Genomic DNA, 23251 nt, shown 5'->3' with positions numbered 1-23251 from the left:
GCTCATGATCGCCAAACCCGGCGCCATCGATATCGCGATCAGGCCCGCAGCGCCGTGGCGCGATCGTTACGGGCCCGGCTCGACCGCCTATGCCCGAACGACCGACGTCCTGATCGTGCTGGCCGCGGCGTCGCTGCCGTGGTCGACCACGGCGCTCGCGGTCTTCATGCTGCTTTGGCTGGTCGCGGTGATCCCGACCGTCGACTGGGAACAGTTCGTGCTCGATCTCGCGAACCCGGCCTGCGCATTGCCTCTGGCGCTGGTCGCCCTCGCGCTGCTCGGCATGACCTGGTCGGAGGTAGACTGGGCCGAACGGCTGCAGGGCATTAAGCCGATCGGCAAGCTGCTGCTGCTGCCGTTCCTGCTCGGCTACTTCCAGCGCTCGCAGCGCGGGCTCTGGGTGTTCGCTGCGTTCCTGATCTCCTGTACGCTGCTGATGGTGCTGTCCTGGATCGTGCTGGCGTGGCCGCAGTTCAAGCTCGCCCACACCGCGTCCGACGGCGTGCCGGTGAAGAACTATCTCGACCAGAGCCAGGAGTTCGCACTGTGCGCCTTCGCGCTGGCGCTGCCTGCGCTGGCGGCGTTGCGCCAACGACGCTGGCCGGTCGCAGCGGGTTGCGTTGCGCTGATCCTGCTGTTCACGGCCAACATGCTCTATGTCGTCTCCGCACGCACCGCACTGGTCTATATGCCGGTGCTGCTGATCCTGTTCGCGGCACTGCATCTCGGTCGCGGCGCCACGCGGCTGCTGTTCGCCGGCGTCGCAGTGGCGAGCCTCGTGGTCTGGACCACCTCGCCCTATCTGCGCCATCGCATCGCCGATATCGGCGTCGAATATCGCGCCCGGGATATCTCCGGCATCGCATCGACCGCGCAGCGGCTGACCTATTGGCGGAAGTCGGTGAAATTCATCCACGAGGCGCCGCTCGTCGGGCACGGCACCGGAACGATCAGGCATCTGTTCGCGCAGGATGCGATCGGACAGACCGGCCTCGCCGCCGAGGTGGTCAACAACCCGCACAACCAGACGCTCAATGTCGCGATCCAGTGGGGACTTCTCGGCATCTTCCTGCTCTACGCCATGTGGTATGCCCACATCCGTCTGTTCGCCGGCCGCGATCTCGTGAGCTGGATCGGGCTCGCCATCGTCGTGCAGAACGTCACGAGCTCGCTGTTCAACTCGCATCTGTCGGATTTTCACGAGGGCTGGATGTATGTGATCGGCATCGGCGTCGCCGGCGGCATGGCGCTCCGCGCGCAGAAGCCGGAGAAGATTTTGGCCGAGCGGCGCGTAGCCCGGATGAGCGAAGCAACATAACCCTCCGTCATTGGGCGCGCCCCTTGGCGCAAGCCCCCGGAATGACGACGGCTAAGTCCGGATCGCCTGACCGCCTGCCCCGTTACCGCGTCGCGTCGTGCCCCACCTCGCCCGTGATCACGTCGCCGAACAGCTCCCACGCTTCGCCGTTGAACCGCATCAGCTGCATCTGCTCGATCGGAAAATAGTCGTCCGGCGAGGTGTTGACCATGACGCCGGGCAGCATCAGGTCGGAGTGAAAATTTCTCAGATTGGCGGCTTGCTTCATCACGTTCTCGCGGGTCAGCGTGTCGCCGCACTGCTTCAAGACCTGTACCATGGCCTCGGCCTGGACATAGCCATAGAGATTGTTGGCGTTGCCCTTGTCGCCGTCGGGATAGTACTTGTCCATGAAGGCGCGCCAATTGTTGACGGCGGGATCCTTGTCCCAGGTCGGGTCGGTCGGGTCCTTCAGATAGGCAGTCGAGATGATGCCTTTGGCATTCTCCAGCCCCGCCGGCTTCAGCACCGAGGCGACCGAGGTCGCCGTGTTGGCGAGGAAGAATTTCGGCTTCCAGCCGAGCTCGCCGACCTTGCGGATCGCCTGCGCCGAGCCCTTCGGTGCGGCCCAGGAGAAGAAGATGTCGGCGCCGGAATCGTGCAGCGCGACGATCTGGGAATCGATCGAGGGATCGCTGACCTCGTAGGACTTCTCGGCGATGATCATGTTGACCTTGTCGCCGAGGCCATCCTTCAGGCCCTTGACCTGATCCTTGCCGGCGTCGTCGTTCTGCCAGAACACCGCGATCTTGCTGCCCGGAAACTTGTCGAGAATGTATTTGGCATAGATTCGCCCCTCGCTCTGGTAGTTGGGCTGAAAGCCCATCGTCCAGGGAAAGTTCTTGGGATCACCGAACTTGGTGCCGCCGGAGGCGACGAACAATTGCGGCACCTTCTTGGCGTTCATGTATTTCATGATCGCCGAATTCGACGGCGTGCCGAGCGGCTGGAAGATCAGCAGCACCTCGTCGCTCTCGACCAGCTTGCGCGCCTGCTCGATCGCCTTCGGCGGCGAATAGGCGTCGTCGTAGGAGATGAAGTTGATCTTGCGGCCGTTGATGCCGCCCTGATCGTTGATCATCCGGAAGAACGCGGCCTCCGTCTTGCCGATCACGCCATAGGACGACGCCGGTCCGCTGTACGGCATGATGTTGCCGATCTTGATCTCGGTATCGGTTGCGCCGGGATCATACTTCTTCTGCGCGTGGGCCGCGCTCGCGATCAGTGCGGCACTTGCGAAGGCCACCACCGCGCCAATATATCCGTGACGAGCCGGCATTGTTTCCTCCCGATTTTTGTCGCTGATTTTGGGACTAAGTCTCGCAAGTCACCGACGTGCTGGCAAGCGCCTGGATTTTTCCGTTCCACGAAACGGCATTGTTGCCTGACGTTATTTGTGATTGATGATCCCGGGGACTGGATCACGAATAGAGGCGCTCTGTTGCTCAAGCCGGAAATCCGTATCGGTCCGCGTCACCCGCGATTGGCGGCGTGGGGCTATCAACTTACGCGCCGCCTGAGCGAGGCCGCGCTGGCGCGTCGCGGCCTGCACAAGCTGAACGGCGACGTCGCCAAGGCCACCATCGCGAAGGTGCGCGATCGGCTGCAGCGCGGCGAGACCGTCTATATCGCAGGCCTCGCCTGCCCCGGCACGCACAACACCGGCGTCGCGCTGGTCGAGGTGACGCAGAAGGACGGGCCGCGCCTGATCGTCAACAACGAGGAAGAGCGCTTCTCCGGCAACAAGCACACCAACGAATTCCCGCAGCACGCGCTCGACGACATGCGCCGCGTGCTGCAGCGGATGGGCCGCGACATCGGCGATATCGATGCCTTCGTCACGACCTGGGATTACCCGGCGCTGCTGGCGATGCTGATCCGCACTTCGTTCGAGGAGGCCCCTGATAGTCTCAAACTGTTGCGCGCGCCGATCGCGCCCGCGATCAATTTGCGCCAGATGGACCAGGTGCGCCGGCTGTCGCGCAAGCTGACGCGGATCTACGGACTGCCTGAAGGGCTGCCGCTGATCTGCATGCCGCATCACGACAACCACGCCTGGTACTCCTACACGGCCTCGCCATTCGCCGATGTGAGCGGGCCGGTCGCGATCGCGGTGCTCGACGGCACCGGCGATGTCGGCTCGGTCTCGCTCTATGTCGCCGAGAATGGCGAGATGAAGCAGCTCTCCTGCAATGAGAGCCTGTTCGATTCGCTCGGCGCCTTCTACACCGTGATCTCGTCCAGTCAGGGCGGCTGGACCTGGCTCTCCAGCGAAGGCCGCTACATGGGCGCTGCCGCCTGGGGCGACATGAACCGCGCCACCAATCCGTATTATGCGCGCCTGAAGGACGTGTTGCAGCTCGGCCCCAACGGCACCGTACAGCTCAATCGCGCGATGGCCAATTGGTATGCCGATCCCGCCGACAATCCCTATCACCAGCCGCTGATCGACATCATCGGGCCGCCGCTGCGGCCCGACCAGCTCTGGAATCCCGACGCCGTGCTGCGCGTCGAGGACATCAACCACCGCCCCGATACCAGGGATCGGCTCGACAAGGCCGCCGCGACGCAGCTGGTTTTCGAGGATGCGATGGTCCATGTCATCGATCATCTCCTGCGCACGACCGGCACCGATCGCCTGGTGCTGACCGGCGGCGTGGCGCTGAATGCGCTCGGCAACATGCGGCTGCTCGAGCACTTCAACGAGGCGTGGTTCGAACAAGCGCAGCAGCGCAAGACACGGCTGCATATGTGGATACCGCCCGTGCCCGGCGATCCCGGCGTGCCGATCGGCGCGGCCTGGCTGTTCGCGCATATGGCCGGCGCCCCGCGCGGCGCGCCGCTGTCGCACGCATTCTATTGCGGCCTGCCGCCGTCAAACGCCAACATCGGCGACGCGCTGAAGACCGACGATGTCGCCTCGGCGGAGATCGGCAATGTCGCGACACCCGTTGGCCGCGACGCAATCGCCGACCTGATGGCGAGCATGGTCGCGCAAGGCGGCGTGATCGCGATCTATCAGGGCGCCGCGGAGACCGGCCCACGCGCGCTCGGCCATCGCTCGATCCTCGCCAACCCCTGCGATCCCGACGTGCGCGAGCGTCTGAACGAGCGCGTCAAGTATCGCGAGGCGATCCGTCCGCTTGCACCGATGGCGACGCTCGAGAGCGCGCGTGACTATTTCGAGCTCGAGGACGGCGCCTCCGACGGAGACTACAACGCCTATAACTACATGGTGCTCACGGCGCATTCGAAGCCCGAAGCGCGCGCGAAGATTCCGGCCGTGGTGCACGCCGACGGCACCGGCCGCATCCAGATCGTGCGCGAGGCCGACGATCCCCTCACCTACGCGTATCTGAAGGCGCTCGGCCGCCGCATCGGCGTCGAGATGTCGGTCAATACCTCGTTCAACGTGGCGGGTCCGATCGCGCAGACGCCGGCGCAGGCGATCGACACGCTGCGCCGCTCCAAAGGTCTCGATGCCGTGGTGCTGGTCGCCGACGACGGCACGACTTACGCCGCCTGGCACGGCGGCGAGCGCGATAGCGGACGGTTTACCGGATGGTATGCGGACTGGAAGAAGGCGCGCGGCTGAACCAAGCCAATACGCGCCCGTCGATCAGGAGCAGCGCACTGGCGATGACAAGCGCCCCGATCACCTCGCGCAGCGCGACCGGCTCGCCGAGCACGAGATAGCCGAGCAACATCGCGGTGACCGGAATGAGCAGCGTCACCAGCATCACATTGGTCGCGCCGGAGCGCTGCAGGATCTGAAAGAACACGATGTAAGCCAGCGCCGTCGACAGCGCCGCCAACCCGAGCACCGCGAGCCATGTCGTGGCGTGCGGCATCGGCAGCAGCCACGGCCTGTCGACCACGCCGGCGACGGGCGCCATCATCACGGCCGACGCCATCATCTGGAACGTCGCCGTGCCCAGTGGCGGCACCCGCTGCGGCAGCCGCCGTCCGACCAGCGCCGCGATGCCGTAGCTGAAGGCGCCCGCGAGGCAGAGCAGGATGCCGATGCCCTGCTTGCTCTCGAAGCCGAGCGCATCGCCATGCAGGATCGCAACCCCGATCAGGCCGACAATGACGCCCGCCACGCGGCGCGCCTGCAGCCGCTCCTCGCCGGCAACCGCCATGATCGCAACGGCGAACAGCGGCGTCGTCGCATTGAGGATCGAGGCCAGCCCGCTCGGAATGTAGGTCTGGCCGAACACGATCAGCGAGAACGGCAACACGTTGTTGAACAGTCCCATCGCGACGAACGGCGCCCAGCCCAACCAGCCCTGCGGGAACGCGATCTTCCCGGCCCGCAGCAGCGGCAGCAGGAGGAGCGTGCCGAGCACCACGCGGAGCAGCACCAGCGTCAGCGGCGGCAGTTCGCGCAGGATCACGCCGTTGAAGAAGAACGAGCCGCCCCACAGCACCGAGAGCAGGCCCAGCAGCGCCCAGTCGCGGCGATCGATGCTGTTGTCGGCGGAAGGCATGTCCGGCTCTCATTCCCACATGGAGGATGACTAGCCGGCCGCGGCCAAAATTCCCACCCGATTCCCGCGAACTGCCGGCCTATTTCGGCCGCGACACGATCTCGATCATCTGGCCTTCGTCGGCGTCCGGCGCGTGGGACTTCGCCGTGTCGTAGGCGGCGAGCGCGGCGCGGCTGACGGGGACGCCGGGCAGCAGCGTCTCGGCGAGCCGCACCGCGTAGGCGGCGTCCTTGTGGCGCAGCGCGGCGGTGAAGGAGGCGCCGGCGAAATTGCGCTCGATCATCCGCCTGGAGTGGCGGATCACCTGTGGGCTCGCCACCGCGCCGGTCGCCAGCGCTTCGGCCACCAGCTGCATGTCGAGGCCGGCCTGTTCGGCGATCGCGACGCCCTCGGCAAGACCAGCAATCTGCACTGCACCGATCAGATTGTTGATCAGCTTGAACACGGTGCCGGTGCCGACCGCGCCGAAATGCCGGATCGTGCTGCCGATCGGCGCCAGATACGGCCGCGCCCGTTCGAGATCGGCGGCGTCAGCTCCCACCAGCAGCGTCAGCTTGCCCGAAGCCGCCGCCTCCGGCAGGCCGGTCACGGGGCAATCGATGTAGATCAGGCCGCGGCCTTGCAGCTCGTTCGCCATCTCGAGCGTGTGCTGATAGGACACGGTCGAGCACTCGATCGCGATGGTGCCCGCCTTCATCGTCGCGGCGGCGCCGTCCTTGGTCAGCCAGACGGCGCGCGAAGCTTCGTCGTCCGCGACCATTGTGACGACGGCGTCGGCGTCGATCGCGGCGTCCTCCGGCGAAGTCGCCCAGTGCGCGCCGCGCGCGATCAGATCCTCGGCCTTGGCCTTGCTGCGATTCCACACCGCGACCGTGAAGCCGGCATCGAGATAGCGGCCGGCCATGCCGTGGCCCATCCGTCCCAACCCGATGAAGGCCACCCGCGCCATCGGTTAATCCACATCCTCGACCGAACCGGGCCCGGTGCCGAACGCACGCTGTGCCAATGTCGCCGCCATGAACTCGTCGAGGTCGCCGTCGAGCACACCCGACGTGTCGGAGGTCTGCACGCCGGTGCGCAGGTCCTTCACCATCTGATAGGGCTGCAGCACGTAGGAGCGGATCTGGTGGCCCCAGCCGATATCGGTCTTGGCGGCCTGGTCGGCGGCGGCCTGCTCCTCGCGCTTCTTCAGCTCGATCTCGTAGAGCCGCGCGCGCAGCATGTCCCAGGCCTGCGCCCGGTTCTTGTGCTGGGAGCGGCCGGCCTGGCAGACCACGGCGACGCCGGTCGGAATATGCGTCAACCGCACCGCGGATTCGGTCTTGTTGACGTGCTGACCGCCGGCGCCGCCCGAGCGCATCGTGTCGGTACGGACGTCGGATTCCTTGATGTCGATCTTGATCGAGTCGTCGACGACCGGGAAGATCGCCACGCTGGAAAACGAAGTGTGCCGGCGCGCGTTGGAATCATACGGCGATATCCGCACCAGCCGGTGCACGCCCGCTTCGGTCTTCAACCAGCCATAGGCGTTGTGACCGCTGATCTGGATGGTCGCGGATTTGATGCCGGCTTCTTCGCCCTGGGTCTCTTCGAGATATTCGATCTTGAAGCCATGCTTCTCGGCCCAGCGCGTGTACATGCGCAGCAGCATCTCGGCCCAGTCCTGGCTCTCGGTGCCGCCGGCGCCGGCGTGAACCTCGAGATACGAATCGAACCTATCAGCCTCGCCCGAGAGCAGCGCCTCGAGCTCGCGGCGGGCGACCTCCTTCTTGAGCGCCTTGAGCGCGGCCTCGGCTTCCGTCACCACGCTCGCGTCGCTCTCGGCCTCGCCGAGCTCGATCATGCCGATGTTGTCATCGAGCTCCCGCTCGACCTTGCCGATTCCAGAGAGAGCGTCCTCCAATGAGGTGCGCTCCTGCATCAGCTTCTGGGCCTTCTGGGGATCGTTCCAGAGATTGGGATCTTCGGCGAGCTTGTTCAGCTCAGCGAGGCGTGCCGTCGATTGGTCGACGTCAAAGATGCCTCCTCAGCAGCCCGACTGACTGCTTGATCTCTTCAACAAGGCGTTCGATTTCCGCGCGCATGATCTTTCAGGAGTTGGGAAAAAAGCTTCGCTGGGATGTAGCGACTGCTGCTGCAAAGCGCAATCGGCTTGGCCGCGCCATCCCGGTGAATTGGACCTGTGGTCCGCTAGTACAGGCCGCCCGGCCGGATGAAGAAGCCATTATCGGGCTGCCCGCCCTGCTGCGACGGTTGGGGCGCGCGGCCGTCGGCATCGGCCACGCCAACACTCGGGGTGTATTCCGGCGGCGCGGTGCCGGGCTTGAAGGCCTCGAGGATGGTGTTCCCGCCGCCCGGACCAGCACGCACGCCGCTCTTGGCATCGACCCGGATCAGCTTGATACCGGCCGGAACCTTGAACGGGGTCGGCGGCTTGTCGGCCAGCGCGAGCTTCATGAAGTCGCGTGCGATCGGCGCCGCGGTGCGGCCCGCCTGCGCGGTCCGGCCGAGGCTGCGCGGCTTGTCGTAGCCGAGATAGAGCCCGACCACGAGGTCCGGGGAGAAGCCGACGAACCAGAGATCCTTGGCGTCATTGGTGGTGCCGGTCTTGCCCGCGATCGGCTTGCCGACGTCGCGCATGACCGTCGCCGTGCCGCGCTGAACCACGCCTTCCATCATCGAGGTGATCTGATAGGCGGTCATCGGATCGAGCACCTGCTCGCGGCGGTCGATCAGCTGCGGCTCCGGCTGGTTCTTCCAGCCGCCGGGCGCGTCGCAGCCGCGGCACTCGCGGGCGTCGTGCTTGAAGATGGTGTGGCCGTAGCGGTCCTGGATACGGTCGATCAGGGTCGGCTTCACCCGGCGGCCGCCATTGGCGAACATGGAATACGCCGTCACCATGCGCATGACAGTCGTTTCGCCGGCACCCAGCGCGTAGGAGAGATAATTCGGCAGCTCGTCATAGACGCCGAAGCGCTTGGCGTATTCGCCGATCAAGGGCATGCCGACGTCCTGGGCGAGCCGCACCGTCACCGTGTTCAGCGAATGGGTCAGCGCGTTGCGCAGGCTGGTCGGGCCGTAATAGTGGCCGGTGGAGAAGTTCTCCGGCCGCCAGACGCCGGCGCCCTGCCCCTGATCGATCTCAATCGGCCCGTCGACGATGATGCTCGACGGCGTATAGCCATTGTCCAGCGCCGCCGAATAGACGATCGGCTTGAACGAGGAGCCCGGCTGCCGATAGGCCTGCGTCGCGCGGTTGAACTGGCTCTGGTCGAACGAGAAGCCGCCGACCATGGCGAGCACGCGTCCGGTCCACGGATCCATCACGATCATGGCGCCGGAGATTTCGGGCAGTTGCCGCAGCCGGTACTGCCCGTCGACCGCGCCACCGTCCTTGTTCACCAGCGGGTCGGCATAGATCACATCGCCCGCTTGCAGCACCTGTGAGACCGCGGTCGGCGTCTTGCCCTTGCTCTTCGCCCAGCGCACCCCGTCGAGGGTGATGATGCCGGTCTGCCGCTCCTTGCTGACGGCACCGCCGAGCTCGCGGCCGGGCTGGAAGCCGATCCGCGCCGACTGGTCGCCGGTCTCGAGCACGACCGCCATCCGCCACGGCGAGACATCCGACAGCGACTTGACGTCGGCGAGCTTGACGCCCCAGTCGCCGGTAATGTCGAGTTTCTGGATCGCGCCGCGCCAGCCCTGCGCCTCGTCCCAGTTGACGAGGCCGGCGGCCATGGTCTTGCGCGCCATCACCTGCACCTTGGGATCGAGCGTGGTGCGCACCGACAGGCCGCCCTCATACAGCTTCTTCTCGCCGTAGCGCTCGAAGATGTCGCGGCGGACCTCCTCGGCGAAATACTCGCCGGCAAAAACGTGGGCGCCGTTGGCGCGGTTGGTGACGTTGAGCTGCTCCTTGCGCGCCTTGTCGGCATCGGCCTGCTTGATCCAGCCATTCTCCAGCAAGCGGTCGATCACGTAGTTGCGGCGTTCGATCGCGCGGTCGTGGTTTCGCACCGGATGCAGCGCCGCCGGCGCCTTCGGCAGCGCCGCCAGATAGGAAGCCTCCGCGATGGTCAGCTCGTTGACCGACTTGTCGAAGTAGACCAGCGAGGCGGCTGCGATGCCGTAGGCACCGAGGCCGAGATAGATTTCGTTGAGGTAGAGCTCGAGGATGCGGTCCTTGGAATAGGCCCGCTCGATACGCATCGCCAACAGGGCTTCCTTGATCTTACGCGCGAACGAAACTTCGTTTGTGAGCAGGAAGTTCTTGGCGACCTGCTGGGTGATCGTGGAGGCGCCCTGCGGACGGCGGTTGGAGCCGTAATTCTGCGCATAGAGCAGCGCGGCGCGCGCCATGCCCTGATAGTCGATGCCGCCATGCTCGTAGAAGTTCTTATCCTCGGCGGCGAGGAACGCGTTGATCACGAGCTTCGGCACCGCCTGGATCGGCAGATAGAGCCGGCGCTCCTTGGCGTATTCGCCGAGCAGCTGGCCGTCGGAGGCGTGCACGCGGGTCATGACCGGCGGCTCGTAATCCTGCAGCTGCGAGTAGTCAGGCAGGTCCTTCGAGAAATGCCAGATCGCACCGGCGACACCGGCGACGCCGACCAGGAACAGCACGGTGCCGGCGGCGAACAGGAAACCCAGGAACCGGACGAGCAGGCGCATGATCGAAGTTCCGTTCCACCCCTTCGGCGCTCGGTCTTCGAAAGCGCCCGTCCAAAGTAAAGCCGCTCACACAAAGAGGGCTGCACACAAAGAAGCCCGCATACAACGAAGCTTGGGACTCAGCGGGCTGCCGTTGCGCTTGCCCAATATACATGAGCCGTCGGACAATATGGCTGGCTCCGAGGGCCCTTCGGTTCGTTGTCTATACCGTTGCGGCTGTGGCCAAACTAGGGCTTGGCCGCCACGGTGGCGGTGTTTTCACAACGCCATTTTCATTTGCCCGGCCCGGCGGTTGCGAGCCGCTTGGCGAAGTAGCCATCGATCGCCTGCGCCATCGCGCCGACCGTCTTGTTGCGCCAGCTCTCCGACACCAGGTGCTCGAGATCGCCCTTGTTCGAGACATAGCCGAGTTCGACCAGAACCGACGGCACGTCGGGCGCCTTGAGCACCCGGAAGCCGGCCGATTTCAGCGGATTCTTGTGCATCCTGACCGAGGTCTTCATTTCCGTCATCAGGAGGCGGGCGAAACGGTTGGAGAAGGTCTTGGTCTCGCGCTGCGCGAGGTCGATCAGGATGTCGGCGACCTCGGTCGGTTCGTCGCCGAGATTGACGCCACCGATCGCGTCCGCCTTGTTTTCCGTGTCGGCCAGCCGCTCGGCCTCGGCATCGGACGCCTTGTCGGACAGGGTGTAGATCGTGGCGCCCTGGGCGTCACCCTCGCGGCGCGGCAGGGCGTCGGCGTGGATCGAAACGAACAGCGCCGCCGACTGGGCGCGTGCGACCTTCACCCGGTCGTTGAGCGGAATGAAAGTGTCGTCGGTCCGGGTCATCACCACGCGGTACTTGCCGGATTTCTCGATCCGGTCGCGCAGCGCGAGACCGAAATCCAGCACCAGGGTCTTCTCGGTCGCGGCACCGGACTGTGTGCCGTTGTCGATACCGCCATGGCCGGGATCGATCACGATCAGCGGGCGCGGATCCGTCACCGCAATCGGCGGCAGCGCGGCCGTCGTCACCGGCGGAACGGTCACGGTGCTGACGTCGCCGAGCGCCGGCTTCAGCTCGGACCGGTTCTCCGGCGCCAGCGACTGCGCGAAGCTCGTGCGGTCGACCTCCTCGAAGTCCAGCACCAGCCGCGGCGGCTGGCCGTTGGCGGCGTCAAGCACGTAGGAATTGGCGATCTTCGCCGGACCGGCGAGGTCGAACACGATTCGCGAACCGCCGGGCATCACCAGGCCGTAGCGAAATGCTTTCACGAGCCCCCGGCCCGTCGCACCGGTGCCGGAGGCGAGCTGGAAATCGACCTGCGGGATATCGACCACGACGCGATAGGGATCGGCCAGCGGGAAGGCGCGAAAATCGATTCTGCGGTCGAGGTCGAGGATGAACCGGGTCTGCTTGTCGTCGCCAGCAAGCCGCGCGCCGGAAGCAACCGGGAAGTTCGCGGTCGCAGCCGGAGCCTGCTGGCCGACCTGTGGCTCTTCCGCTGCGCTCGGTCCACCCAGTTCGGCAAATACCAATGCTGCGGCGCACAACAGCCCGCACCCCAGTAAAACACGGTGATTTGCGCGGTTGAGCACCGATTCGGGCCTCCCAAGCAGCCTCTTACCGCATTAGAACCACACGGTTAATCGCACCCTAATGACGCGAAAGCGAAAAGCATCGAGTGTTGCCGCGGCGCGACGCTTCACGTTCCCTTCCGCGTTCCCTTGCACCCGACGGTCAATCCACGTATGTACGAGGGGCTGACGGCTAGTACTCCCGGTTGTGTCGCGTTCAGCCTCCCGGTGCAGCGGTGGAACCTTCGAACCCCGAAGATGCCGCCGTGTTTTTCCGGCCCCTCTGCAGCCAGCGCCGCGCGCGGCTGACTTGGAGGGACGGTTTCGAGCCCGAGCGGCGTCCGGTCCCAGGCACAGTTCGCCAGAGGACGGTTCGAGACACGGCATAACTGATTATCCGGTCCCTCGGGGCCTCGATATGCGATGGCCGGCAGGCGCTTTGGCGCCGCGCCGGGCTTTCAGCAAAAGATCCGGCGGTATTCTCGCCGCCAACATGTTTAGACGGGCCGACGCTTAATGCGCCAGACTGTATTGCCGACCAGGGTCCCCGAGAGGATCGCGCTGACGCGAGGTGAAAGCTTCGCCCGACGCATCATCCCGGTGGGTTCCGGCACGGCACGGCGCCTCAAGACGCGTTTTGGCCTTCCCCTCACCCCCGAATCAGGTGGACCGTCGCGTCACCGGGCGGCGCAATTTGCGCGCGCCATGCACCGCGCCCGCCGCCTCCAAGAGCTCCAAAATGCCCAACAAGATGTTGATCGATGCCACCCACCCGGAAGAGACCCGGGTCGTCGTGGTCCGCGGCAATCGCGTCGAAGAGTTTGATTTCGAGACCGCCCAACGCAAGCAACTGCGCGGCAATATCTATCTCGCCAAGGTCACGCGCGTCGAACCGTCGCTGCAGGCCGCCTTCATCGAGTATGGCGGCAACCGGCACGGCTTCCTCGCCTTCAGCGAAATCCATCCCGACTACTACCAGATCCCGGTCGCCGACCGTCAGGCGCTGATCGAGGCCGACGAGCGCGCCCATCGCGAGGCCGAGGAAGAGCACGAGAACCGCGGCCACCGCCGCCGTTCGCGCCACCGCAATGCCCGTCGCCGCGGTCATGGCGAGCGCGTGCAGAGCGAGGTGGTCGAGGGCGCGAGCGCCGATCCCCAGGCGTTGCAGCCCGTCGAGGCACACGATCATCCGGTCGATCCCGAGCATCACGATCACGATGCGACCGCTCACGAGGGTCATGACCATGCGCACGGGCATGCCCATGATCACGAGCACCATGACGATCACGGCCACGACGATCATGACCATGATCACCATGACCATGACCACCATCATCATGATCACGCAGATCACGAGCATCATCATCACGACGATGCGCGGGACGACGATCGCGATCACGCCCATGGCGTGAGCGTGGCGCCGGACGCCGAAGCCCAGCCCGCTCCCGTCGTTGCAGCGCTCGAAGCCTCCGTTGCGTCGGCCGCTCCGGACGCGGTCGAGCCCGCCGAGATCAATCATGAGTCCGAACGGGCCCATGAAGAGCAGGCCGAGGAAAACGCCGCGCATGCGGACGACGCGCTGCATGTGGCTGCCGACGAGCTACACGCCGATGCTCCCGCCGTCGCCGGGCACGCTCAGCCGGAGGACGCGACGGCGTCCGCAGGCGAGCATGAGGAAGCCGATGACGACGAGGATGAGGACGACGGCGAAGAGGGCGAGGAAGAAGAAGTCGTCGAGTCCGTCGGGGGCGACGACGTGCTCGAGGAGGTTCCGGAGCGTCAGTTCCGTCCGCGCCGCCAGTACAAGATCCAGGAAGTGATCAAGCGCCGGCAGGTGATGCTGGTGCAGGTCGTCAAGGAAGAGCGCGGCAACAAGGGCGCCGCGCTGACCACCTATCTATCGCTCGCCGGCCGTTACGCCGTGCTGATGCCCAACACCGCGCGCGGCGGCGGCATCAGCCGCAAGATCACCTCCGCCCAGGACCGCTCGCGGTTGAAGGAGGTGGTGCAGGATCTCGACGTGCCCGAGGGCATGGGCATCATCCTGCGCACCGCCGGCGCCTCCCGCAGCAAGCCGGAGATCAAGCGCGATTTCGAATACCTGATCCGGATGTGGGAGACCGTGCGCGACCTGACGCTGAAGTCGCAGGCACCGACCCTGGTCTACGAGGAAGGCTCGCTGATCAAGCGCTCGCTGCGCGATCTCTACAACAAGGAGATCGACGAGATTCAGGTGGCGGGCGAAGCAGGTTATCGAGAAGCGCGCGATTTCATGAAGATGCTGATGCCGGCGAATGTGCGCGCGGTGAAGCAGTATCGCGACGGCCAGCCGCTGTTCTCGCGGATGGGTGTCGAGAGCCAGCTCGACGCGATGTTCTCGCCGACCGTGCAACTGCGCTCCGGCGGCTACATCGTGATCAACCAGACCGAGGCGCTGGTCTCGATCGACGTCAACTCGGGACGAGCGACGCGCGAGCACCATATCGAGGATACCGCGCTCAAGACCAATCTGGAGGCGGCGGAAGAAGTCGCCCGGCAGTTGCGCTTGCGCGACCTCGCCGGCCTGATCGTCATCGACTTCATCGACATGGACGAGAAGCGCAACAACCGTGCGGTCGAGCGCAAGCTGTCCGACTGCCTGCGCCAGGATCGCGCGCGGATCCAGGTCGGCCGCATCTCGCATTTCGGACTTTTGGAGATGTCGCGCCAGCGCATCCGCGCCAGCGTGCTGGAGAGCTCGACCGAGCCCTGCCCGCAATGCGGCGGCTCCGGCCACGTCCGCTCGGTTTCGTCGGTGGCGCTGCAGTTGCTGCGCGGCATTGAGGAGATCCTGATGAAGGGAGCGACCCACAATCTGGTGGTCCGCACCCGCACCGACGTCGCGCTCTACGTGCTCAATCACAAGCGCGGCCATCTGCGCGATCTCGAGGACTCCTTCAGGGTGGCGCTGTCGATCGCGGCCGACGCCACCGTGCACGGCCAGCAGTCCTACATCATCGATCGCGGCGAGCAGGTGCATACGCTCGAAGCCGCCAAGGCGCTGCTCGTGGCCCAGGCCGCCGCTTCGCCGGCGCAGGCCGACGAGGCCGACGACGAGGAAGAGCAGTTCGAGTACGAGGCCGAGGTCGAGACCGACGAAACCGAAGGCCTGGCCGACGAGCAAGCGACGTCAGAGGAAGCCAGCGCCGAGGGCGAAGGCGACGGTCAGCGCCGCAAGCGACGGCGCCGGCGGCGTGGTCGCGGCGGCGAAGTGCGCGAGGGCGCCCAGCCGGCGCCGCGTGAGGACAGCGACCTCATGCACGTGATGCCTGCCGAGGGGACCGAGGCGGCTACCGCCGAGGACACTGAGGGCGGCGACGAGGACGGCAGCGACGAGCAGGGTTTTGCCAGGAGTGACCAGGAGGCCGGTGCCGGCGAACGTCGCCCGCGGCGTCGCGGACGCCGTGGCGGCCGCCGCCGGCGTGGCAATGGACCGGAAGACGGTCTCGCAGGATCGATCACCGACGAACTGAGCCCGGCCGGCGAGCCGGAAGCGACCGAGGCTGTCGCCGATTTCGAGGGTCATGCGGAGCCGGCCGGCTTCGCGGAGCAGCCCGAGCCGGTCGCCGTGCAGCCGGTGGAATGGCAACCGCTCGCGCCGGCCCCTGCCGAGGCAGCACCGGAGACGGCCCCATTGGCCGAGGCCGTTGCGGCGCCCGAAGCAGCCGCAGCCCACGAGGACGCGCAGGCCGAGCCCGACCGCGCCGCCCGGCGCCGCTCTACCGTGCGCGAGAAGGTCAGCTTTGCGTCGAGCCCACAGCCCGAGACGACCGCGCCCGCGCTGGCGCAAAGCCCGGCTGACGAGCCGGCTTCTGCACCGGCCGCTGCCGCGGTGGCAGAGGAGGAGCCCGCCCCGGCGGCTGCCGCCGAAGGCCCCGCGCGCAAGGGCTGGTGGTCACGCCGCTTCGGCGGCGGCAACTAGCCTCGTTACCAAGCGAACGCCCGGTCTCGACCGGGCGTTTTGTCGAGCAGGCACAGATTTCCAATGCAAAGCGCGATCGTTCTTGGCGGCGGCATGGTGGGCGTCAGCACGGCGCTGCATCTGCAACGGCGCGGCTGGTCGGTCACCCTCGTCGACCGCAGCGAGCCCGGCCGGGAAACCAGCTACGGCAATGCCGGCATCATCCAGAGCGAAGCCGTGCGGCCCTACCCGATGCCGCGCGAGCTCGCGACGCTGGCCAGGATCGCGATGGGCCGCACCAATGACGTGCGCTATCGGCTGGCGTCGCTGCCACGGCATGCCGGCCCGTTACTGCGCTACTGGTGGAACTCGACGCCCGAACGGCATCGCGAGGCCACCCTCGCCTGGGCGCGCCTGATCGCACACGCGACCAGCGAGCACGACACGCTGATCCGCGAGGCCCATGCCGACAATCTGATCCGCCGCGCCGGCTATCGCCTGATGCACCGCGACGCCGCGGCGCTGGAGCAGGCTATCGCGATCGCGGAAGAGAACCAGCGCGAGTTCGGCGTGAAATTTCGCCTGCTCTCCGGCAGCGATCTCGCCAAGGCCGAGCCGGTGCTGCGTGACGACCTGCCCGGCGCGATCCACTGGCTTGAGCCCTGGACCGTGTCGGATCCCGGTGGTCTTGTTTCGGCCTATGCCGGATTGTTCGAGCGGCTCGGCGGCACGCTCATCCGCGGCGACGCGAAAACGCTTCAGCAGACTACATCCGGCTGGTCGGTCGAAACCGAGGGCGGTCGGATCGACGCGGCCCATGCGGTGATCGCGCTCGGGCCATGGTCGCCGCAGCTGCTCGAGCGGTTCGGCTACCGGATTCCGCTGGTGCGCAAGCGCGGTTACCACATGCATTACAGCGGCGGCCGCTCGCTCGATCTGCCGCTGGTCGATACCGCGATGGGCTACGCGATGGCGCCGATGGCCAAGGGCATCCGCATCACCACCGGCGCCGAGCTGACCAGCCCCGACGCGCCGGCGACGCCTATCCAGCTCGGCCACGCCGAAGCGGCCGCGCGAGAATTGCTCGATCTCGGCAACCGCGTCGAGCCCGAGCCCTGGTTCGGTACCCGCCCCTGCACCACCGACATGCTGCCGGTGCTGGGGCCCACGCCGCGACACCGCGGCCTGTGGGCGAATTTCGGCCACGGCCATCAGGGATTCACGCTCGGCCCCGCCACCGCCAAGCTGCTCGCTGCAATGATGAACGGCGAGGCACCCGTGGTGGATGCCTCGCCGTATCGGCCGGATCGGTTCTGACTTTTTGTTTGAGCATGATCTCTTCGGAAAACCGCTTCGCACTTTTCCGGATCATGCTCTAGCTAGTCGGTCGTCACCGCCGTCTCCATGTCGGTCGGATCGATCCGCCGGGCGAGATTGGCATTGAGCTTGTCGCGGTCGAGCTCGCCCTCCCACCAGGCGACGATCACGCAGGCGACGCCGTTGCCGCAGAGATTGGTCAGTGCGCGGCATTCGCTCATGAACTTGTCGATGCCGAGCACGATCGCCATGCCTGGCACCAGCCGCGGATCGACCACCGCAAGCGTCGCCGCCAGCGTGATGAAGCCCGCGCCGGTGATGCCGGATGCGCCCTTCGAGGTCAGCATCGCCACGACCAGGATCGTGAGCTGCTGGCTGAATGACAGGTCGTAGCCGAGTGCCTGCGCGATGAACAACGTCGCCAGCGTCATGTAGATGTTGGTCCCGTCGAGGTTGAACGAGTAACCCGTCGGCACCACGAGGCCGACCACCGATTTGGAGCAGCCGAGCCGCTCCAGCTTCTCCATCAGGGACGGCAGCGCGCTCTCGGAGGACGAGGTGCCGAGCACGATCAAGAGCTCGTCCTTGATATAGGCGAGGAACTTGAAGATCGAGAAGCCCGCGATCCGCGCGATGATGCCGAGCACGACGACGATGAACAGCGCCGCGGTCAAATAGAACGTCGCGATCAGCCCCATCAAATTGAGGATTGCGCCGGTGCCGAACTTGCCGATGGTGAAGGCCATCGCGCCGAACGCACCGATCGGGGCTGCACGCATCACGATCGAGATCACGCCGAACACGGCATGCGCCGCGTCGTCGATGAAGCTGCGGATCACATGGCCGCGCTCGCCGAGCCCCATGATGGCAAAGCCGAACAGCACCGAGAACAGCAGCACCTGCAGGATCTCGCCCTGCGCGAAGGCGCCGACGACGGTGTCCGGAATGATATGCAGGACGAAGTCGACGCTCTTCTGCGCCTCCGCCTGCTTGGCGTAATTGGCGACGGCTTGCGCATTGGCCGCCGCGCTGCCGAAGCCCGCGCCCGGCTTCACCAGATTGCCGATGATCAGGCCGATCACCAGCGCGAAAGTCGAGACGATCTCGAAATAGACCAGCGCCTTGACGCCGATGCGGCCGACCTTCTTGGCATCCTGGATATGCGCGATGCCGGAGACGACGGTGCAGAAGATGATCGGCGCGATCACCATCTTGATCAGCTTGATGAAGCCGTCGCCGAGCGCCTTGATCCAGTCGTTGGTGGCAAGTGCCGGCCAGAACGCGCCGACCAGCGCACCGAGCACGATCGCAATCAGGACCTGGACATAGAGAATTTTATACCACGGCTTGCCGCCGGCCTTCGCCGGCGCAGCCGTGGCAACGGTTGCCGTTGCCATGTGTTTCCCCCTCAGAAATAGCAGATGCAGCCAAGAGCAACTTCAAGGGCAACTTGGCCGCTCAAGTCAAATGGAACTGACGGATTTGCAGATTTTATCCGCGGCGACCTGCCACACGTCGTGCGGCCGGCAGCAACGTCGCGCCGAGCGCGTTCTTGATCAGCGTCGCGGCGATGAACGGCACGACGCCGACCAGCCAAGCCTTCTCGATACCGAGGCCGGCGCCGAAGGCGAGCCAACCAAAGCCCGCGACGAAGATCACCGCATGGCCGATCGCCATCGCAGCGAACAACCGGATCACGCTGCGATCCCAGCCACGTTCGCCGAGATAGCCGACGATCAAGGCGGCTGGAACGAATCCGAACAGGTAGCCGGCAGTGGGTCCGAGCAACGGCGCGAGGCCGCCGACAGGACCGGCAAACACGGGAATCCCGAGCGCGCCTTCGGCGAGATAGGCGATCATGGTCGCGCTACCAAGGCGCCAACCATAGGCCGCGCCGATCATCAGCACCGCAAGCGTCTGCAGCGTGATCGGCACATAGGGCAACGGCAGATTGACCTTGGCGGACAGCGTCATCAGCGCGGCGCCGAGCGCCACCAGCACGACCGCACGCACCATGCCGGAACGCTCACCGGCCTGCGCGGGCCACAGCACCGAGGCGAGAGGAAAATGCCGCGCGGCGGCGGGCTGCGAAACCGATTGGACTGACAAGGCGAACTCCGGATGGCTCTTTGAAGATGGCGCGCTATTTAAGCCAATGCGCGATCCGCGCAACCGCTTCCTGCATCTCGGCCGCCGAGCGCGCATAGGAGAAGCGGATGAAGGCGCGGCCGTGGATCGGATCGAAGTCGACGCCCGGGGTTGCCGCGACATGCGCCTTCTCCAGCATCTCGCTGGCGAAAGCAAAGCTGTCGGGGGTGAAGTCGGAGACGTCGGCATAGAGATAGAAGGCGCCGTCGGCAGGAAGGAATTTGGTCAGGCCGGCCTTCGGCAGGCCCTCGATCAGGATGCGGCGGTTCTCCTGATAACCGCGCTTGATCGCTTCCATCTCGTCACGGCCCTCGAAGGCCGCTTCCGCCGCGATCTGCGACAGCGTCGGCACCGAGATCGAGAGGTTCTGCTGCAGTCGCTCGATCGGCCGCACCAGGACGTCGGGCACCACCATCCAGCCGACGCGCCAGCCGGTCATGCAGAAGTATTTCGAGAACGAGTTGATCACGAGCGCACGTGGCGACAATTCGGCCGCGGTCACTGCGGGAAACGCGTAGTCGAGCCCGTGATAGATCTCGTCGGAGATGAAGCGGATGCCGGCGCTATCGGCCGCCGCCATCAGGTTCGCCAGCGCCTCGCGCGACATCATGGTGCCGGTCGGGTTGGCCGGGCTGCCGACCAGCACGCCCTTCAGCGGCGCTTTGCGATGCGCCGCGAGCAGCGCTTCGCCGGTCAGGGCATGGCGGGTGTCGCCGGTGGTTTCGATCAGCACCGGCTCGCAGCCGAGCGCGGTCAGGATGTGCCGGTACGGCGGATAGCCGGGAACGGTGACCGCGACCCGGTCGCCCGGTTCGAACATCGCAAGGAACGCCAGGATAAAGCCGCCGGAGGAACCGGTGGTGACGACGATCCGGTCGGGATCGACCTCGCAGCTATGGGCGTCGCGATAATGCCGGGCGATGCGCGCGCGCAGCGAGGGAATGCCGAGCGCGGAGGTGTAGTCGATCCGGCCGTCCCTGAGCGCTAGCTGTGCCGCCGCGATTGCCGGCTTCGGCGCGCCCGCGGCGGGCTGGCCGACTTCCATATGGATGACATGGCCGCCGGCGGCCTCGATTCGTGCCGCGGCCGCCATCACGTCCATCACCATGAATGGTGGAACATCGCTCCGCCCGGAGGCAGCGAGCAGGCTGGTTGCACGGTCCGTCAGTGTCGCTTCACGCATGGATATCTGCTATGGCACGGCGGCGTGCCGAGTTCAGGTTCCTGTTGCGCGACCAGTCAAGGCTGGCGCCCCAGACTGGCCGCATTCGGTGGCTCCTTATAACGCTTTCAGGTCCAGTGCATACCCCGGTTCGCGTGAAGAACAACTGCAAAAACAACAGGCTGTGCCACGGTCCTGGCTGTATCAGGGCTGCGAGCGGTGCCGCCCACCATCGCCGATAGATCGCCTCATGCCGTTCCGCAACGCGCTTCGCACCGGGATTTTCAAGCTGACCGCCCTGCTCGCGGTGGCAACGCTCGCGGCAGGGCCGTTGGCCACCGCACAGGCGCAGGAGGCCAAAGGGCCGCCGGTGCTGCGCGATACCGAATCCGAGCAGCTGCTGCGCGAATACACCAGGCCGATCCTGCGCGCCGCCGGACTGGAGAAGCAGAACATCCAGATCGTGATCATCAACGACAGCGCCTTCAACGCCTTCGTCGCCGATGGCCGTCGCATCTTCGTCAACTATGGCGCCCTGCTGCAATCGGAAACGCCGAACCAGATCATCGGCGTGCTGGCACACGAGACCGGGCATCTGGCCGGCGGCCATCTCGCCAAGATGCGCGAGCAGCTGGCGCAGGCACAGACCCAGATGATCATCGCCATGCTGCTCGGCGCCGGCGCGATCGCCGCCGGCGCGCGCGGCGGTTCCGGCAACGGCCTCGCCAACGCAGGAGCAGCCGCGATCTCGGCGCCGCAGACGGTGATTATGCGCTCGCTGCTGTCCTATCAGCGCTCGCAGGAAGAAAACGCCGATCGCGCCGGCGTCAAGTTCCTGACCGCCACCGGCCAGTCTCCCAAGGGCATGTACGATACTTTCAAGCGCTTCAGCGACGAGAGCCTGTTCGCCTCACACGGTGCCGACCCCTATTTGCAGTCGCATCCGATGGCGATCGATCGCGTCGCAGCGCTGGAGGGCCTCGCGCGCGCCAGCCCCTATTGGGACAAGAAGGACGATCCGGCGCTGCAGATGCGTCACGACATGATGCGCGCCAAGATCTCGGGCTTCATGGAGCGGCAGGACACGGTCTACCGCCGTTATCCGCTCTCCAACACCAGCCTGCCGGCGCGCTATGCGCGGGCGATCACCACCTATCTGCACGGCGATCTGCGTTCGGCGGTCGCACAGATCGACGGACTGATCCAGGTGCAGCCCAACAACCCCTATTTCTATGAATTGCGCGGACAGGCCCTGCTCGAGGGTGGCCGGCCAACGGAAGCGATCGCGCCGTTGCGCAAGGCGGTGCAGCTTTCCGGCAGCGCGCCGCTGATCGAGATGCTGCTCGGCCAAGCGCTGGTCGCGACCGAGAACAACGCCTATACCGACGAGGCCATCAACATCCTGCGGGCCGCGGTGGCACGCGAGCCCGAGGCGCCGCTCGGCTTCACCCAGCTCGCCATGGCCTATGGCCGCAAGGGCGACTACGCGCAGGCCGATCTGAACTCGGCGCAGGCTGCCTTTCTGCGTGGCGACAACAAGACCGCCCGCGACCTTGCGTCGCGCGCCAAGACCCGCTTTGCCGTCGGCACGCCCGGCTGGGTCAAAGCTGACGATATTGTGAGCGCCAAGCCGATGCCGGGTCAGAAAAACAACTAGAAATAAAGCTTAGTTCCATACAACGATCACCGAAACCGGCTCACGGCTCCGCCGTATTTCGAATTCCGCCGAACAAGGATTACCCAGATGCGAACGCTCCGCTTTCTTGCCCCTGCCCTGCTCGCGCTCGGCGTTTGCGCCGCGCCGCTGGCGGCATCCGCCCAAAGCTTCAACGACGCCCAGCGCGGCGACATCGAGACCATCGTGCGCAACTACCTGATCGCGCATCCCGAGGTGCTCGAGGAAGCCATGAACGAACTCAGCAAGCGGCAGGCGGCCGCCGAGGCCGAGAAGCATGAGCAGAGCGTCGCCAAGAACTCGGACACCATCTTCAACTCGCCGCGCGGCGTCATGCTTGGCAACAAGGACGGCGACGTCACCTTCGTCGAGTTCTTCGACTACAATTGCGGCTACTGCAAGCGCGCGATGAGCGACATGCTCGACCTGATGAAGTCGGATCCGAAGCTGAAGGTGGTGCTGAAGGAATTTCCGGTGCTGAGCCAGGGCTCGGTCGAGGCCGCGCAGGTCGCGGTTGCCGTGCGCATGCAGGATCCGACCGGCAAGAAGTATCTCGAGTTTCACCAGAAGCTGCTCGGCGGCCGCGGTGCCGCCGACAAGGCGCGCGCGCTCGCCGTCGCCAAGGATGTCGGCCTCGACATGAACAAGCTCGAGAAGGACATGGCGAGCCCCGAGGTGAAGGCGACCATCGAGGAGAATTTCAAGCTTGCCGAAGCCATGGGCATGAACGGCACGCCGAGCTACGTGATCGGCAAGCAGGTCGTGATCGGCGCGGTCGGCCTCGACAATCTCAAGGAGAAGATCGGCGTCGCCCGCTGCGGCAAGGCAACCTGCTGATCAGGCAACCTGCCGATCGACACGACAGCATTCATTTCATCTGGCGAAATCCGGCTGCAGCGCAGCCGGATTTTTTGTTGGCGCGGTCTCCGAAC

General features: G+C 65.7%; 16 protein-coding genes. 6 read left to right on the top strand and 10 right to left on the bottom strand.

Going from position 1 to position 23251, the window contains the following annotated elements; translation table 11 throughout:
- Nucleotides 1-4 precede the first annotated feature (4 nt).
- Entirely contained in the window at nucleotides 5-1318 is a 1314-nt protein-coding gene (locus IC762_RS16855; RefSeq protein WP_195789883.1) for an O-antigen ligase family protein, read from the top strand.
- Between the two features lie 82 nt (nucleotides 1319-1400).
- Here the strand turns inward: IC762_RS16855 and IC762_RS16850 are convergent, their stop codons facing one another.
- Nucleotides 1401-2636, bottom strand: a complete 1236-nt coding sequence (locus tag IC762_RS16850; protein ID WP_195789882.1) for an ABC transporter substrate-binding protein — start codon at nucleotides 2634-2636, stop codon at nucleotides 1401-1403.
- Between the two features lie 162 nt (nucleotides 2637-2798).
- Here IC762_RS16850 and IC762_RS16845 point away from each other — a divergent pair, with 162 nt between their 5' ends.
- Complete coding sequence (locus tag IC762_RS16845; protein ID WP_195789881.1) at nucleotides 2799-4952, top strand: carbamoyltransferase C-terminal domain-containing protein; 2154 nt, start codon at nucleotides 2799-2801, stop codon at nucleotides 4950-4952.
- On the opposite strand, the gene IC762_RS16840 is transcribed toward IC762_RS16845, so the two are convergent.
- From IC762_RS16840 to IC762_RS35590, 6 genes are all read right to left on the bottom strand, one after another.
- Complete coding sequence (locus tag IC762_RS16840; protein ID WP_195789880.1) at nucleotides 4912-5847, bottom strand: DMT family transporter; 936 nt, start codon at nucleotides 5845-5847, stop codon at nucleotides 4912-4914. The two genes, IC762_RS16845 and IC762_RS16840, sit on opposite strands and share 41 nt — an antisense overlap.
- Nucleotides 5848-5926: 79 nt before the next feature.
- Nucleotides 5927-6796 (bottom strand): NAD(P)-dependent oxidoreductase, encoded by an 870-nt coding sequence (locus IC762_RS16835; protein ID WP_195789879.1) that lies wholly within the window; start codon nucleotides 6794-6796, stop codon nucleotides 5927-5929.
- A gap of 3 nt (nucleotides 6797-6799) precedes the next feature.
- A protein-coding gene (prfB, locus tag IC762_RS16830; RefSeq protein ID WP_195789878.1) for a peptide chain release factor 2 occupies nucleotides 6800-7931 on the bottom strand; the annotation gives its coding sequence in 2 pieces (ribosomal slippage) (nucleotides 6800-7861 and nucleotides 7863-7931; 1131 coding nt in all).
- Nucleotides 7932-8037: 106 nt separating this feature from the next.
- A complete protein-coding gene (locus IC762_RS16825; protein WP_195789877.1) occupies nucleotides 8038-10518 on the bottom strand; it encodes a penicillin-binding protein 1A in 2481 nt (826 codons plus the stop codon).
- A 272-nt stretch (nucleotides 10519-10790) separates the two neighbouring features.
- Complete coding sequence (locus IC762_RS16820; protein ID WP_195789876.1) at nucleotides 10791-12098, bottom strand: N-acetylmuramoyl-L-alanine amidase; 1308 nt, start codon at nucleotides 12096-12098, stop codon at nucleotides 10791-10793.
- Between the two features lie 628 nt (nucleotides 12099-12726).
- Nucleotides 12727-13662 carry a hypothetical protein gene (locus tag IC762_RS35590; RefSeq protein WP_283816362.1) on the bottom strand — a complete coding sequence of 312 codons (936 nt, stop codon included), beginning with the start codon at nucleotides 13660-13662 and terminating at the stop codon, nucleotides 12727-12729.
- Here IC762_RS35590 and IC762_RS16815 point away from each other — a divergent pair, their 5' ends adjacent.
- Entirely contained in the window at nucleotides 13663-16038 is a 2376-nt protein-coding gene (locus IC762_RS16815) for an Rne/Rng family ribonuclease (RefSeq protein ID WP_283816361.1), read from the top strand. It abuts the gene before it with no gap.
- Between the two features lie 63 nt (nucleotides 16039-16101).
- A complete protein-coding gene (locus IC762_RS16810) occupies nucleotides 16102-17334 on the top strand; it encodes an NAD(P)/FAD-dependent oxidoreductase (RefSeq protein ID WP_195789874.1) in 1233 nt (410 codons plus the stop codon).
- A gap of 62 nt (nucleotides 17335-17396) precedes the next feature.
- On the opposite strand, the gene IC762_RS16805 is transcribed toward IC762_RS16810, so the two are convergent.
- The 3 genes from IC762_RS16805 to IC762_RS16795 form a co-directional block, all read right to left on the bottom strand.
- Nucleotides 17397-18731, bottom strand: a complete 1335-nt coding sequence (locus IC762_RS16805) for a dicarboxylate/amino acid:cation symporter (RefSeq protein WP_195789873.1) — start codon at nucleotides 18729-18731, stop codon at nucleotides 17397-17399.
- A 94-nt stretch (nucleotides 18732-18825) separates the two neighbouring features.
- Nucleotides 18826-19350 (bottom strand): biotin transporter BioY, encoded by a 525-nt coding sequence (locus IC762_RS16800; protein WP_433995912.1) that lies wholly within the window; start codon nucleotides 19348-19350, stop codon nucleotides 18826-18828.
- A gap of 127 nt (nucleotides 19351-19477) precedes the next feature.
- Nucleotides 19478-20665 (bottom strand): pyridoxal phosphate-dependent aminotransferase, encoded by a 1188-nt coding sequence (locus tag IC762_RS16795; protein WP_195789872.1) that lies wholly within the window; start codon nucleotides 20663-20665, stop codon nucleotides 19478-19480.
- Nucleotides 20666-20894: 229 nt separating this feature from the next.
- On the opposite strand from IC762_RS16795, the gene IC762_RS16790 reads away from it, so the two are divergent.
- Together IC762_RS16790 and IC762_RS16785 are read left to right on the top strand one after the other, a co-directional pair.
- The gene (locus IC762_RS16790; RefSeq protein WP_195789871.1) at nucleotides 20895-22301 is read left to right on the top strand and encodes a M48 family metalloprotease; all 1407 of its coding nucleotides are present in this window, start codon (nucleotides 20895-20897) and stop codon (nucleotides 22299-22301) included.
- Between the two features lie 87 nt (nucleotides 22302-22388).
- Complete coding sequence (locus IC762_RS16785) at nucleotides 22389-23156, top strand: DsbA family protein (protein WP_195789870.1); 768 nt, start codon at nucleotides 22389-22391, stop codon at nucleotides 23154-23156.
- Nucleotides 23157-23251 lie beyond the last annotated feature (95 nt).

The organism is Bradyrhizobium genosp. L (genome assembly GCF_015624485.1).
In the GTDB taxonomy this organism is placed as follows: Bacteria; Pseudomonadota; Alphaproteobacteria; order Rhizobiales; family Xanthobacteraceae; genus Bradyrhizobium.
Note: the sequence above shows the minus strand (reverse complement) of the source record. Positions and strands in the feature narration are given on the sequence as shown.